The 15,753-nt window shown below is 46.1% G+C and carries 12 protein-coding genes; 6 read left to right on the plus strand and 6 right to left on the minus strand.

Annotated elements, in window-relative coordinates:
• Position 1 precedes the first annotated feature (1 nt).
• The 6 genes from TRQ7_RS02615 to pelA form a co-directional block, all read right to left on the minus strand.
• Positions 2-646: a GntR family transcriptional regulator gene (locus TRQ7_RS02615; protein ID WP_041843931.1), complete on the minus strand. Its 645-nt coding sequence runs from the start codon at positions 644-646 to the stop codon at positions 2-4.
• Positions 643-2,052, minus strand: a complete 1,410-nt coding sequence (gndA, locus tag TRQ7_RS02620) for an NADP-dependent phosphogluconate dehydrogenase (RefSeq protein ID WP_041843932.1) — start codon at positions 2,050-2,052, stop codon at positions 643-645. Before gndA ends, TRQ7_RS02615 begins: the two co-directional genes overlap by 4 nt.
• Before the next feature lie 18 nt (positions 2,053-2,070).
• On the minus strand, positions 2,071-3,417 hold the full coding sequence (locus TRQ7_RS02625) for a glycoside hydrolase family 28 protein (protein ID WP_144399067.1): 1,347 nt from the start codon (positions 3,415-3,417) through the stop codon (positions 2,071-2,073).
• Positions 3,414-4,517, minus strand: a complete 1,104-nt coding sequence (locus tag TRQ7_RS02630; protein ID WP_041843934.1) for a zinc-binding dehydrogenase — start codon at positions 4,515-4,517, stop codon at positions 3,414-3,416. The genes TRQ7_RS02625 and TRQ7_RS02630 overlap by 4 nt, the downstream gene beginning before the upstream one ends.
• 48 nt (positions 4,518-4,565) lie before the next feature.
• Entirely contained in the window at positions 4,566-5,963 is a 1,398-nt protein-coding gene (gene aglA, locus TRQ7_RS02635; protein ID WP_041843935.1) for an alpha-glucosidase AglA, read from the minus strand.
• A gap of 84 nt (positions 5,964-6,047) precedes the next feature.
• Complete coding sequence (gene pelA / locus TRQ7_RS02640) at positions 6,048-7,157, minus strand: pectate trisaccharide-lyase (protein WP_144399069.1); 1,110 nt, start codon at positions 7,155-7,157, stop codon at positions 6,048-6,050.
• A 238-nt stretch (positions 7,158-7,395) separates the two neighbouring features.
• On the opposite strand from pelA, the gene TRQ7_RS02645 reads away from it, so the two are divergent.
• From TRQ7_RS02645 to TRQ7_RS02670, 6 genes are all read left to right on the plus strand, one after another.
• A complete protein-coding gene (locus TRQ7_RS02645) occupies positions 7,396-8,679 on the plus strand; it encodes an ABC transporter substrate-binding protein (protein WP_041843937.1) in 1,284 nt (427 codons plus the stop codon).
• Positions 8,680-8,751: 72 nt separating this feature from the next.
• Positions 8,752-9,612, plus strand: a complete 861-nt coding sequence (locus tag TRQ7_RS02650) for a sugar ABC transporter permease (protein WP_041843938.1) — start codon at positions 8,752-8,754, stop codon at positions 9,610-9,612.
• 15 nt (positions 9,613-9,627) lie between these two features.
• On the plus strand, positions 9,628-10,443 hold the full coding sequence (locus TRQ7_RS02655; protein WP_041843939.1) for a carbohydrate ABC transporter permease: 816 nt from the start codon (positions 9,628-9,630) through the stop codon (positions 10,441-10,443).
• Between the two features lie 30 nt (positions 10,444-10,473).
• A complete protein-coding gene (locus TRQ7_RS02660) occupies positions 10,474-12,444 on the plus strand; it encodes a methyl-accepting chemotaxis protein (protein WP_041844543.1) in 1,971 nt (656 codons plus the stop codon).
• A 10-nt stretch (positions 12,445-12,454) separates the two neighbouring features.
• A complete protein-coding gene (locus TRQ7_RS02665) occupies positions 12,455-13,762 on the plus strand; it encodes an NADH:flavin oxidoreductase (RefSeq protein WP_041843940.1) in 1,308 nt (435 codons plus the stop codon).
• The gene (locus tag TRQ7_RS02670; protein ID WP_041843941.1) at positions 13,759-15,753 is read left to right on the plus strand and encodes an FAD-binding protein; all 1,995 of its coding nucleotides are present in this window, start codon (positions 13,759-13,761) and stop codon (positions 15,751-15,753) included. Before TRQ7_RS02665 ends, TRQ7_RS02670 begins: the two co-directional genes overlap by 4 nt.

Here is a 15,753-nt window from a genome sequence, read left to right on the forward strand (position 1 = left end):
CTCACCCCTTCCCGTACGTGTACAGATTTCTTATCGTCTCCTCCTCCACGTTTTTCAGATGCTCCTTCAGTTTCTCAACTGCACCTTCTTTGTCACCACGCAGGATACTCTCTATGAGTTCTTTGTGTTCTCTGTTTGAGACGATGTACCTTTCGTTCAGGTGTCTCACAAGATCGATGCGGTCCCATATCTTTTCGTAAAGGGAAATGATGAGATCGTTTCCGGAGGCTTTGATGAAGAGTTTGTGGAGTCTCTCGTCGGCATCATCGAACAGATCCCTTTTCAGACTGCTTTCAACGTTTTCTATCTCTTCTTTTATCTTCAAGAGTTCCTCAGAGGAAGCAATCCTCTCGAAGTAGTTCTCAAGGCAGAAAACTTCCATCATTATCCTTGTTTCTATCGTCTCTCTTATGAACCTCTCGTCAACATCGGTAACAAAGAAACCCACCCTTGGTACCACTTTCACAAGACCTTCTGTTGCAAGTTGAAGGAGTGCATCCCTCACCGGTGTGAAACTGATTCCCAGTTTTTCAGAGAGTTCTCTCACGTTGAGCTTTTCTCCCAGTTTCAACTCGTGGTTCAGTATCATTTCTTTGAGGAGGTTGTAGACCTTCGTTCTCACAAGGTCTACCTCGATCTTTTTCATTCTATCTCTCCTTCCTGCCAGTTGATGTGGAACACACCTTCTCTATCCACTCTCTCGAACGTGTGTGCTCCGAAGAAGTCCCTTTGAGCCTGGATGAGGTTTGCGGGGAGCCTTTCTTCTGTCAGACTCATGAAGTAGTTGTAAGCAGAACTCAAAACAGGAACGGGGATCTCGTTTTCTATGGACACCTTCAAAACATTCTTCAAAGAACCAATTCGTTCTTTCAAAAGAGAAACCACTTCTTCACTCTCCAGCAAATGCGCATTTTCATCCGATATGTATCTTCTCAGCGTGTCTATCAACTTTGCTCTTATGATACATCCTCCCTTCCAGATTCTGAGTACTTCAGAAAGATCCACGTTGTAGTTGAATTCCTTTGACGCTTCTGAGATCAACCACATACCCTGAGAAAAGGCCATGAACATGACAAAAAAGAGTGAGTCTTTTAGATCTTTCAAGAACTCCTCACTCTTCTGGAGAGTGCTTCTTCTCTTATTATACAGTTTCGAAAGTTTTGTTCTTTCCTCTTTGAAGTGGGAGATCACCCTTTCAACCACGGCCAGGTTTATGGAAGGAGTGGGAATTCCAAGATCCAGGGCTGCCTGAGAAGTCCACTTTCCGGTTCCCTTCTGTTCTGCTCTGTCCAGTATCACATCGACCATCGGTTTTCCCGTCTCTTCGTCTTTTCTTTTCAGGATCTTGTAGGTGATCTCTACAAGGAAGGAATTGAGTTCTCCAGAGTTCCACTCCTTGAAGACATCGGACATCTCATCGGTAGAAAGGTTCAGGACTTCTCTCATGATGTGATAGATTTCCGCTATCGATTGCATAATGGCGTATTCTATCCCGTTGTGGACCATTTTCACAAAGTGCCCGGCGGATCTTTCCCCAACATAGGTGCAGCAGGGTCCATCTTCCGTCTTTGCAGCGATCTTCAGGAGAATATCTTCGACCAGGCTGTATGCTTTTTTGCTTCCACCAGGCATGAGAGAAGGTCCATGGAGGGCTCCATACTCACCACCCGAAACTCCCATTCCAAGAAAGAGAAACCCTCTCTCTGTGAGGTCTTTAAAGCGTCTTTCTGTGTCCAGATAATGAGAATTCCCGCCGTCTATGATCAGATCTCCCGGTTCGAGATAGGGAAGAAGCTGGGAAATAGTATCGTCAACAGGTTTTCCTGCTTTCACCATCAGAATGATCTTTCTTGGTCTCTCAAGGGATTCTACAAAATCTTTTATATCGTAGTGAGGTTCTATTTCTTCGTCTTTCACACGATTTTTCACGAACTCTTCTGTCTTCTGTGCCGTTCTGTTGAAGACAGAGACTTTATAACCTTTTCTTGCGATGTTTAAGGCAAGATTCTGTCCCATCACCGCAAGACCTATGAGACCTATGCTGGATTTCACAGGTACCACCTCCACTTCTTATTTCAACAGTGCCTTTCCTTCCAGATAGAGTTTTTCGAACCGTGATCCGTTTATGGTTACGTTTTCCATGCCTATCTGTCCGAATTCCAGAAGAACAGAAATCTTTGCTCCCTCTATTATAGTATCAGATATCAGAACATCTTTTACAAAATCGTTCTCCAGTCCTTCCACACGAATAGCGTACTTTCCACCTGTTGCCTTCAAATTCTTCACAAAAACGTTTCTGACAACAGGAGGATATTCACCCTCTTCGTTGTCGTACCTGAGGTTTATCCTGATCACTTCCTCCGAAACGTCTATCGCCACGTTATCAACAAAAAAGATGTTTTCCATGTATCCGCCACGTCTGGAATTTGTTTTCAATCTGAGTGCTCTTTCCACGTTCATGTAAACGTTGTTTCTCGCCACCACGTTTTTCACACCACCGGACATCTCGCTTCCTATGACCAGACCACCATGGCTTGCCCGACTCAGTACGATGTTGTTTCGAACAAGGATGTACTCCGATGGGACGTTTATACGCCTTCCATCTGCGTCTCTTCCGGACTTGATGACCACGGAATCGTCTCCCGTGTCGAACCTGCAGTTCTCTATGAGCACGTACCTGCAGGATTCAGGATCGATCCCATCGTTGTTCGGACCCGTGCTCGAAATCTCTATGCCTCTGATGATCACATTCTCAGAAAGAACCGGATGAACGCACCACATGGGAGAGTTGACGACCTTCACACCCTCCATCAGAACGTTTCTGCACCTGTAGAACTGGATGAAACTCGGTCTCAGATAATGTCCTTCGCCAAAGACTCTTTCTTCAACGGGAGTTCCTTTTTCTGCCATCTCCTTTAACTTTTTCACATCCTCGTGTTGACTGGGTGTTCCTTCTCTCCAGCCAAATTCTTTCTTTCCCTTCCAGGGCCACCAGTGTTCGTTGTCCGCAGAACCATCCAGCACACCACTTCCGGTGATCGCAACGTTTTCACAGTCCAGCGCATAGATCAGTGGGGAATAGTTGTACAGCTCAATTCCTTCAAACCGGGTTAGAACAACAGGAAGATATCTTTTCGGATCCGGGATGAACTTTATCGTCCCCAGAGCATGAAGTTCTATGTTGCTTTTCAAATGGATGGGCCCAGTCAGAAACACCCCGTAGGGAACCACGAGTCTTCCTCCACCCTGCTCTGAGAGAAATTCTATGGCTTTTCTGAAACTCTCAGTACAGTCAGTCTTTCCATCACCAATTGCTCCAAACTCGGTGATTTCAACCACTCGGTCCGGTATCTCTGGTTCCTTCACGTTATTCAATATCTCTTCCTCAACTCTCTTTGCCCTTTCCAGCATCTTCATCCCTCCGGATAGAGTATTACCTTCAATGCTTCCCTCGATTCCATGAGTTCCAGTGCTCTGTTTGCCTCTTTCAGAGGAAGTCTGTGGGTGATGAGCTTAGAAAGAAGGTTGTAGTTTCTGGAAGCGATCGATACCGTCTTCACAAAGTGAGATGTGTCACTCACCCACACACCCTTGAATGTGGCATTTTTCAAAACAAGCCATTCGTAGACCTTCAACGGCACAGGATCCTGTGGAACAGCAACGCCTGCTATGGCGTAGTATCCTCCTCTTCTCAAAAGTTCTGTTCCTTCCAAAAGGGCTTTGCTGTCTCCTGTCGCCTCCAGAACAAAGTCTGCTCCTCTTCCGTAGGTGATGTCCATGACAATTTTTCTTCTCTCCTCAACACTCGTTTCTCTTCTGTTCAGCGTGATGTCCGCTCCGATCTCTTCTGCAAGTTTCAACCTGTTCGGCGATCCAGCGATCACCACCACTTTCTCTGCCCCGAGAGATCGTGCTATGACAACAGCGAACAACCCCAGAGGCCCTGCACCCTGTATCACAACGGTTTTTCCAGCAAAGGCCTCTGGATACTCGTCAAAGGCATGATACGCAGTCGCACCGGAGCACATCGCCATGGCTAAAACATCGAGGTCATCTTTTTCTGATACCTTCAAAATATCCGTCTTTGGATCGAGTACTATGTGAGAGCTGTAACATCCTCTGAGGTGAGGATATTCAGAACTTCCCATGTTTATCCCGTAGACCTTCCTGTTTGGGCACAGATAGGGCTCTTTTGATACCTTACACCAGAAACACTCTCCACAGGTGATCCCTCTGTTCCACACGATGAGATCACCGGGTTTTACTGATTCTCCGTTGAGGTCTTTCTTTTCACCGTTCACCTCAACAACCCTTCCTGCACCTTCGTGTCCCAGTATGATAGGAAGTGGCACTCTGGGATCCTCTCCATGGAACATGTGAACATCCGAACCACATACACCTGCAGAGAGGATTTCAACGAGGACGGATCCGGGTGGAATTTCAGTTATCTCGAACTCTCTGTAGACAAGGGGATGGTTGAAACGTTCCAGTACCATGGCGTGTGCTTTCAAATCCATCACTCTCCCCTAAGATGTTTGATGTTTCAGGTGTAGTTTACCACACATTCAAAGATAATGTTTTCTCATTTCCTCGTTAAAAGGCAGGTTGAGGATATCATCGATGACAGCGACGACCTGTTCGTAAGATTTTGTTCTGGGATCTCTGACGAGAATCTCCTCAAGAACCCTCCTGTCACCACTGATGAACGCCTCAAGTGCCCATTCCATCCTCAAAATCCTCGGAAGAAGATAGAACTTCTTGACCCTCTCCGTAAGATCAGGCTCTATCTTCTCCGGATGTATCCCTTCCTTGTCCACTATCACCGGCACCTCCACAACCACATCGTCCGGTATCCCCTTTATCGTCCCTCTGTTCTCCACGTTCAAAACCAGCCTTGCTTTCTTCCCGTTCACAAGGGCGTTGATGAAAGGTATGTGCTGCTCTACACTTTCACTTCCTGTTGTGAACACCTCAGGCCATACCTTCGTGAGCTCTATCGTCGGATCTTTCTCCACTTCTTTCGCAAGTTCCATCAGCCTCTTTCTTTGCTTTCTCAAACTCTCGTAGAACTTCGGCCTTTCTACCTCGTTGTCTATTCCTCCATACTTTCCGAACCACTTCTTCTTCGTCTCAAGATCGTAGTGGTACTTCCACGTCCCACTCCTCACCGTGTCCCCTATCGGATACATACCGTAAAACCTGTACATGTCTATCGCAGCAGGTGAAAAGTCCACGTCCCATGGACTCTTCGGCTCCCAGTTCGACGCGTTCTTCTCTATCCACTCATCCAGCCTGGGATATAAGTCCTCTCCCTTCCACCTGAACCTGTTCAGCCATATCGCATGGTTTACCCCTGCCACCTGCCAGTCGAGTTCTTCCGGTTCTACCCCAAGCACCTTCGCAAGGTGAAACACGTGTGCATATCCATGGCAGAACCCCACTATCTTCGCCTTCGTCAGCCTCTTCACAAGTTGAGTGATCTCAAAGACGGGATTTGCCGTCTGCAGTATCCACGCATCCGGGGATATTTCCTCCACAGCTTTTGCTATATCGAGGCTCATCTTCAGATGGTTGTAGTTGCTCAAAGTGTAGTAGTCCGATACCATGTTCAGCTCCTGGCTGTCTATCCCCCTGTAGTAACCATGTCTTTCCCCTACTTCCCTCATGATCTCGTAGTGCACGTACCCGTCTTCATGTCCAGGTGCCCTGTAGAGTGCTGTGTTGATGACAAACTCTGCCCCTTCAAGTGCCTTCTCAAGGCTTGTCGTCTGTTCTACCTCGTATTCTGCTTTCAACTCCTTCAGGTACTTCTTCACGAGTGTGAAGGTTGCCTTCAGCCTCTCTTCGTCGATGTCCATCAAAACCAGTCTTGACCCATAAAGCTCTTTTGTCTTTGCCAGATCACCTACCAACTTTATCGTGTACCTCACACTCCCTGCACCTACAAATACGATGGAAGCCAAAAAGATCCCTCCTTCTGAGACTGCTGTACTTAAAAGAGGGGGATTTCCCCCCTCCAGAATTTCTGACTGAACCTTCGATATCTTTTACTCTGCTCGCGCCACACCCAATTCCTCAAATATCAGTTTGCCTGCTCCTGCACCATCCACTACTATCTTTGGAACATCATCGACGGGATCGAGTGTGTAGTCGTAGTATTCGTGAGGATCAAAAGCAGGCTTTCCTTCCTCAACAGGACGGGTTTCAGGTTCCTTGCAGTAGTAGAACTTGTTCTTCGCATCGCCCTCACCCAGTGTCAGATAACCTTCCACAGGCCCCATGATTCTGGTGGGAAGGAACGCAATGCCGGCTTCTGCCATGACAGCACCGTATCCCATGAAGTAGTTTCCCTCAACGTGAACTTTTGCTCCCATCGCTGAAGCCACGCCATAAATGGGAAAGACATTTCCGGAAACACCCGTTCTCAATCCCATGCTGTAGAAGTTGTTGAACACATGCGCCATTCCAAATCTGATTCTTGGCATTCTCTGAATGCAGTTTTTGAAGTAGTTGTGGTGATAGGTGACTTTGTAGGCCTGGCTGGCCTGTTCCGAATCTTCTTTGTCAGAAGAGCCAACGAGCGATACCTTGTCGTGATCCACGAATTTGTTCCAGGAAACTGTTATGTAGTTCGAAAACTTCTTGATATCTACGGCTCCATCGTTTCCATTCACGAAAGTACAGTGATCGATCCAGACGTGGTGAGAGTTGTCAATACAGATGTAATCGAAGTCATACTTCTTGCCTCGTGGATCGTCTTCCATGTAGAATCCTTCAAAGTGCAGATTTCTAATTACAATGTTTTTCTGCCCTTTTATGTAGAATCCCACTCCAATAAGTTTTGCTTCGCCAAGTCCTACAATCGTCTTGTCAGATGTGATGTTTATCTCTTTTTTTGGTTCAAAAACAAGCGTTCCGTTCACAAGTATGATATACTTTCCTTCCGTTGCCGCGTAAGTTTCCAGATCTTCAGGCGTGCTTACAAGAACCACTTTTCCACCCAATCCACCAACTGTACCCTCCGGCAAATCCGGTGTCGGAACAGATGCAAATCCTACCGGTTTGTCGCTGAGAGAGGCCTTTACGGATCCAAAAAGCGCTACCGCGATGATAAGAAACATCACCAGTGAAACAGTCCGAACAACCTTCATGGACATCCCTCCTCTTTAGATATTTGATGTTTCAAATATACACGTCTGTAATGTTACTACATTTTTTCCGCTCAAGTCAATATTTGGTTTCGAAAGAACACGCTCAATAATCACCTATAATTGTTCTTAATTCCTCATAATTGACTGTATTCTAAGTTAATCGAACTTGACATGGATGAAAACATGATGATAAAATCTTCTTGAAGCATCAGACATCAAAATCCTATGTTAGGAGGGGAGAGTTATGCGGAAGTTTGTAGTTGTTTTCCTGATCGCTCTTCTTTTAGTACCTGCACTGGTCAGTGCTGTGAAACTTACCATCTACTGTGGTGGTGGAACAGAGAGGAGAGGACTGGAAGCACTTGTCGCTGAGTACAAAAAACTACACCCCGATGTTGATTTTGAAATCATCGATATTTCCTACTCGTCCTACATGCAAAAGATTTCACTCGCTGTCATGAGTGGTGATGTACCTGACTTGATGACCATCACATACCCATTTGCACCTGCTCTCAGGGAATACCTCATCGATCTGGATCCCTACATTGAGAAATATCTCGGCATCACACCAGAAGAGTTCGAAGATGCTTTCTACGATGTTGTAAAGCCTTACATCAAAGATGAAAATGGTAAAATCAAGTATGTTCCTCTTCACTTCACTGTACAAGGGCTCTGGGTAAACGTTGACTACTTTGAAAAAGCAGGAATACCATTCCCACCGTTTGGTGGCAGAAAAGAACCATGGACGTGGGAAGAGTTCGTTGACGTTCTGAGAAGGGTGAAAGAAGCGAACAATCTGCCCTACGCTATGTCCATCCAGTACTCGGCAGAGAGAATAGCCAACTATCTAGCAATTAGAGGAGCTAAGGTTCTGGATGAAAACTTGAATCTCGTTCTCGATAAGGATCCCAAAGCTATCAAGGCCCTTGAAGACTTCGTTAACCTCTTCAAAGAAAACCTCTGTGTCCCCGCCGAATGGATCAGTGGTCAATCTGCTGACAACGATTTCTACGGAGGAGTCACAGCTGTTTACTGGGCTGGCAGCTGGGAGACTGCTGATGCACTTGATGCTGCTGAGAGTAGTGGTAAAAGATTCGAACCCGCGTACCTTCCGAAAGATGTATATTGTTTCGGAGTTGAGGGTGGAAGATTCTTCGGCGCCTTCAAGACGGGAGATAAGAAAAAGGAAGAAGAAGCAGCAAAATTCGCTCTCTGGGCTGGCTGGAAGGGTAAAGGATACGACATTTATCTGAAGACAACTTTGCATCTCTCTGCTTACAAAGGTCACAAAGTGGACTACGGTGTACCAATAATGGAACATGTTCAGGAAGTGTTTGGATACTTGGCTGCAAACGCTCCTGAATGGATTGTAACAGTCAGGGCTAATCCCGTTTGGAGCAAGTTGTACGATCCTCTGAGGAAACAAATATCCCTGGTAATAGCTGGCCAACAGGATCTCCAAACAGCTCTGAAGAACATCAGGGCAGAATACGAAAGGATAATCGAAGAGTTGGGTATTAAAAAGTAAAACTTCATGGCGGGGGGTATCCCCCGCCATTAAAAAAGAAGATGATAATGAGAAAACGAAGGAGGAGTGTAGATGCTCCGAAACCTTGTTAGGACAAGATTTGTATTCGTGTTACCGGGATTGATATTCCTTATAATATTTGTCGCCATACCTGTTGCCAGTGTTTTCGTGATGGGCTTTTTCAAGTGGAATCTTTTGAGCCCTCCCAGATTTGTTGGCCTGGAAAATTTCAAAATGCTTCTTCGTGACAGGTGGTTCTGGAATTCTGTATGGGTTTCTATAAAACTCCTTCTTCTGGCAGTTCCCATGCAATTCTTTGTATCACTTGCCCTTGCTTTGTGTCTGTACAAAGAGAACACTTCTTCCAAGATACTTCGTGCCTTTTTCTACTGGCCATACATGATGCCTGCTGTTGCAGGTACAACCATGTGGAAATGGCTCTTATCCTACGACATAGGACTGTTGAATCATATCCTGAGAACAATAGGTCTTTCGCCTGTACCCTGGTTGATAAAACCCTTTCCTGCTCTGTTTTCAATTGCCTTGTTGCGAACTTGGGGTATGACAGGGCTTTTGATGGTTATGTTCATCACTGGCCTTCAAAACGTTCCCCAAGATTACATTGAAGCTGCCATGATAGACGGTGCAAACAGATGGCAGAGATTCTGGTATGTGGTATTTCCCACCATGAGCAATACAAATCTTTTGGTCCTAATGACGGCGATTGCCCATACACTCAGAAGTTTTGCGGGGGTGTATGTGCTTACCACAGGAGGACCCGGATACGCAACAACCATAATTCCCCTTTACATATATCAGACTGCATTTACACAATTCAGGATAGGATATTCTTACGCTGCTTCCATAGTGTATTTCCTCATTGCGTTCGCTGTAGCGATGATTACTCTCAAACTCAGGGAATCAAGATCATAGTCAGGAGGGACGAAGATGATTGCGAATATCATAAAATGGACTTTCATAGTGTTCATGCTGGTGGTGTTCATGCTTCCTGTATTCTACGCTGTTGTTTCATCCTTCAAACCACTGGGGGAGATTTATAGCTACCCACCTACCATTTTTCCCAAGAATCCTTCCCTCGAGGGTTACATTAACGTTGTGAAAGATTACGATCTCCTGACTTATTTGAGAAATACTTTGTTTGTCGCCACTGTAGCAACAGTTATCACCGTTCTAGTTTGTGTGATGACCGGATACGGGCTTGCGAAGGGAACTTTCTGGGGTAACAGACCTGTGAACCGCCTCTTCACAATGACCATGTTCGTGAGTGCCCAGGTGATAATGGTTCCCCTGTTCGTTGTGATCAGAAGTCTGGGTTTGATAAACAGTCTCTGGGGACTGATCATTCCAGCTGTTTACACTCCAACTGGTATGTTCATGGCTGTTCAATATATGAAAGATATACCCGACGAACTCCTGGAGAGTGCGAAGATAGATGGAGCAAACGAATGGCAAATCTTCTGGAGGATTGTTTTTCCGCTTTCGAAACCTCTGGTAGCCGCTCTTTCCATTTTTTCCTTCACATGGAGATGGAACGATTTTGTTCTGCCACTTCTGGTTGTTAATAGAAGAAATTTGTACACTTTACAGTTGGCACTTGCTACGATACAGGAAGAATATGGAGGAGCAGAATGGAACACCATCCTTGCCTTCTCCACTTTGACTATTATTCCCACCTTGATTATCTTCCTCCTCTTCCAAAGACTTTTCATGAGAGGTATAATGACAGGTGGTTTGAAGTACTGATTATGAAAATTTTGGAGGGAGATGAAAAACATGTCTCTCAAAGCAAAAGTGCTGTTTTTGATTGTAGTCGTAACACTGGGACTTCTTATCAGTTTTTTTCTCATTTACAGAGACGTATCCGGCTCGATAATCAACTCTGTTAGAGTCAATGTAGAAAATCAAACTAGCGCCTTGTCAAAGTTTGTTTCAGAGAAATTAAACAACGTGTCGAGTGTTGCACGATCCGCGGCTGCTTATCTTGGTTCACAGTTTTTCGAAGCATATATGATTACGAATCAGCTAAAACCAACCGTTGGGAAAGAAAAAAGCACTTTTTCCTTTGCATTCTCTGCGCTGTCCTTCAACAAAAGCGCAGCTCTGACAGATGGAAATCTGGTTAATCGAGAGGATTTTTCCAAGTACGAAAAGTACATAAAAGCCGTTGAGGGTAAAGATATTGCTTTTATACCAGAAACGTTCCAGGGAACACCCGTTCTGGTTGTAGTGGTTCCCATAGAAACAATGAACACAAGAACAGGTATCGTGGGTTTTGGTGTAAATCTCTCGAAAACAGGAGATCTCTGGAAAACCGTAGTAGAAGAGGGGAAAGCGAGCAAAAGCGGCTACGGCATACTGGTATCCGGTGATGGGAAAGTATTGATACACAAAGACATGAAAAACTTCATGAAAGACGTGAAAGAACTTGGGGGATTTGAGAAAGCTTTCAGTGAAGCAAAGAGTGGAGGAGAAAGGTACGTGGAGTACGAAGAAAACGGAGAAAAGAAATACACCGTATGGGCGAAAGTGCCAGGATACGACTTTTACATCTTCTCGACAGGATACCTCAACGAACTTCTTTCAGAAGGAAGGAAAGCGACCTTTGGAACGATAGTGACGTACGTGGTATTTGGAGGCGTGATCTTTGGGGTGTTGTTCTTCTCGATGATGCCTGTAGTGAGAAGGATGAAAGAGCAGGTAGAAAGAGTGAAGAGATTTGGAGAAGGGGACCTGACGGTAGAATTTGAGGCGAAAGGAAAAGACGAGCTGACACAGGTAGAACAGAGCCTGAAAGAAGCAGTATCCTCACTGAAAGAGATGATCAAAAACATCATAGAGGCATCAAACGAGTTGAGCAGGGCATCAGAAGAGATAAAGGCCCTCTCAGAAGAGAGCCACAGATCGGCAGAGAACCTCCACGAAGAGGCAAAGAGGATACTGGATGAGGCGAACAACATGAGCAGTGCACTCACAGAAGTGACAAGTGGAGTAGAAGAAGTAGCGGCGAGTGCACAGAACATCTCGAAGATCACCCAGGATCTGACGGAAAGGTCAGAAGCGGTGACGAAAGCAGCAAGAGAAGGAACAGAGAGCGTAGAAGGGGTAAGCCGTGTCATAGAGAAACTGAAAGGGTCAACAGAGAAACAGAGAAACTACCTGAAGGAACTTGTGGAGTCAGCCAAGACCATAGGGGAGATAGTGAACACGATCAGCTCGATAGCAGAGCAGACGAATCTACTTGCACTGAACGCAGCGATAGAGGCGGCAAGGGCAGGAGAGGCAGGAAGGGGCTTTGCAGTGGTTGCGGATGAGATCAGAAAACTTGCAGAAGAGAGCCAGAAAGCGACAGAAGACATAGCGAAGATGCTGAGCAGTCTGAGGGGGACGATAGGGCACGTGGAAGAAGGGTCGAAAGAGGTCTTTGAGAGTGTGGACGAGATAGCGGTGAAGGGGGAAGAGATCACAAAGAGGTTCAAAGAGATCCTTGGAAGGATAGAAGAGATCAACAGCATGATAGAGAACACGGCAGCAACAGCTCAGGAGCAGGGGGCTGCAGCAGAGGAGATGGCAAGTGCGATGGACAACGTCACCAAGGTGGTGGAAGGTGTCGTGGAGAGTCTCTCAAGAATGGAGTCCCTCATAGAAAACCAGACCACCTCCTCTGCTAGGGTGAGTGAGGCGGCAGAGAGACTTTCTGAACTCTCCGAACACCTCTCCTTGCTCGTTAAAAAGTTCAAAGTGTGAGGTGGACACCGTGAAAAAGAGGTTCAAATACAAAACACTGGATGAAATGCGATGGGAAGCGATCACCCTTGGTATCGATATTCCCTTTTCGGATGATTTCGGTGTTTTTAAACGACCTGTTGATCTTGGCTCAGAGACAATTTCGAACAGGTTCGTCGATCAGCCCATGGAAGGAAACGACGCCCAGATCGATGGAACGCCCGGTCCTCTCACCCTGAGACGCTACAGAAGGCTCGCCGAAGGCGGAGCTGGAATCATCTGGGTTGAAGCCATCGCTATCTCCAGGGAAGTGAGGGGAAACGAAAAGCAGCTAATGTTGATTAATGAGACTATTGGTGCTTTCAAAAGTTTTGTAGCGGAAATCAAAGACGTTTCTTTGAAAGCGAACGGTTTTGAACCCTATGTTGTGGCACAGCTCACTCATCCTGGAAGGTTTGGAAAGAACAGAAAGATTCTCTTCCACGACAGGTTCCTGGATGAAAAGTACGGCATAACAGAGGATTTTCCGATCATGTCCGATGAAGAACTGGAAAATCTGAAATACGATTATCTAAAGGCTGCAAAGCTTGCAGAGAGAGCCGGTTTTGATGCAGTAGATATAAAGGCATGTCACAGATACCTTCTTTCTGAGCTTCTGGCGGCTCACACAAGAGGAGGAAAATACGGTGGCTCTTACGAGAACAGGACAAGGCTTTTGAAAGATATTATCAAACTGGTGAGAGAAGAAGTTGAGATCGACATAACTGTGAGATTGAATCTCTCCGATTTTATACCTTATCCCTACGGATGGGGATCGAACGAAGAGGGATCGCTCGACTTCACCGAACCAAAAAGGCTCCTAAAAGAACTGGAAGAACTCGGAGTGAAGATCATCAACGTGACGGCTTCCACGCCGTATCTGAAGCCCCATATAAACAGACCTTACGACGAGATGGGAAAGTACAATCCTCCTGAACATCCCATCACTGGAGCAATGCGCCTTTTGAATCTTGCGAAACTGGCAAAGGAAAATCTTTCGAAAACACTTGTTGTGGCCAGTGGTTTTACCTGGTTCAGGCAGTTCGCACCGTACGTTGCGGCCGGTGCTTTGAAAAACAACTGGTGCGACTTCGTGGGATTCGGAAGGATGACTTTCGCATACCCAGACTATCCGAAAGATATCCTTTTCAAAGGAAGTCTCGATCCAAAGAGAGTCTGTATCACCTGCAACAAATGTGCAGAGCTGAAGGCTGCAGGAGAAAGCTGTGGGTGTGTAATAAGAGACGGTGAAGTTTACCTTCCCATATACAAAAAGATGGAGGAGAGCCAGAAAAAATGAGAGAATCCACCGTGAAGTTGAACGGCCACACCATAAGAGTTTTCTCGCTCAACACAGTTGTGGTGGGATCTGGTGCTGCTGGCTTGAACGCAGCAGATAGGGTGTTTTCATTCGGGCAAAAAGATGTGGCCCTTGTGACCGAAAACCTCAAATGGGGAACCTCCAGAAACACCGGCTCTGACAAGCAAACGTACTACAAACTCACTCTCGCAGGAGACACACCGGATTCTGTATACGATCTTGCAGAAACGCTCTTCAACGGTGGAAGTATGGACGGAGACATTGCCCTCGTCGAGGCTGCCCTCTCTACGCGTGCCTTTTTCAGACTCGTGGAGATCGGTGTGCCATTTCCACACTCAAGGTACGGAGAGTATGTAGGGTACAAAACAGACCACGATCCCAAGCAGCGTGCCACTTCCGCCGGTCCTTTGACTTCCTACTACATGTGTGAAAGACTCCTCGAAGAGGTCAGAAGAAAAGGCATCAGAATCTTCGAAGGATACCAGGTAATAGGTGTTCTAACCGATAAAAACAAAGAAAAAGCGATCGGTTTGATCGCTCTCGATCTGAAAAACATCAACGATCCAAAAAAAAGATACGTTCTCTTCAACGCGAAAAACGTGATTTACGCTACAGGTGGACCTGCCGGGATGTTCTACTCCCACTCGGTCTATCCCCCCGTTCATTTCGGTGCCACAGGTATTGCCCTGGAAGCGGGTGTCTGGGGAAAGAACCTCACGGAATGGCAGTTTGGGATTGCTTCCAGAAAGTTCAGATGGAACCTCTCCGGTACGTACCAGCAGGTCATCCCAAGGTACGTCTCCACGGACGAGAACGGAAACGATGAGAAGGAGTTCCTGGAAGAGTACTTTCCTGATCCTTCAACGATGCTCACAGCCATCTTTCTGAAGGGTTATCAATGGCCGTTCGATGTAAGAAAAGTGAAAAACTATGGCTCTTCCCTGATAGATATCCTCGTTTTCTACGAAACGGTGATCAAAGGAAGAAGGGTCTGGCTCGACTTCACGAGAAATCCAAGTTGGGGAAGCAAAAACGGTGAACTGGATTTCTCTCTTCTAGGAAAAGAGGCGTACGAGTATCTGAAGAACTCGGGAGCGCTCTTTGGACGTCCTATAGATAGACTTGAGAAAATGAACAGACCGGCCATAGAGATCTATCTACAACATGGAATAGATCTGAGGAAGGATTATCTGGAAATCGGAGTGTGTGCTCAGCACAACAATGGAGGCCTTCATGGAAACATCTGGTGGGAAAGCAATCTGAAACACTTTTTCCCGGTGGGAGAAGTGAACGGAACCCACGGTGTTTACAGACCGGGTGGAAGCGCCCTGAACTCTGGACAGGTGGGTGGAATAAGGGCCGCCCAGTACGTGGTGGAAAACTATTCCGGCGATCCACTGAAAGAGGAAGAATTCCTGGAAGAAGCAAGGGAGCAAATTCTCAAAAAGATCGAACTGGGTGAACGTTTCGCAAAAAGAATCACCGGAAGGTCGAACATATCGTTCATCCTCAAGGAGATAAGCGATCGTTCTATGAGAAGCATGGGGATTGTAAGGTCTCTCGAAGAGGCAAGAAGGGGAAAGAACGAGGCACTGGAAGACCTCAACACTCTGGCCGATAGGATAGAAATTTCCTCTATAAAACAGCTTCCCTTCGCTTTCAGACTATACGACATCCTTCTTACCCAGTACGTGTACATCTCCGCCGTTGAAAACTACATAGAGTCCGGTGGAAGAAGCAGGGGATCTTACATCGTCTACGATCCAAATGGAGAATTACCGGTTTCAAACCTTCCGGAGATGTTCAGATACAGTCTGGCAGATGAATCCTTCAACAGAAAGATTCAGAGAGTTCTCTACAGGGACGGAAAATGTGAATTTTTCTGGAGTGCAGTAAAGGAGATACCAAGAGAAGATACCTGGTTCGAGACGGTGTGGAACAGTTTCATGAAACGAGAGATCTTCAAATGA

Source organism: Thermotoga sp. RQ7, assembly GCF_000832145.1.
GTDB lineage: Bacteria > Thermotogota > Thermotogae > Thermotogales > Thermotogaceae > Thermotoga > Thermotoga neapolitana.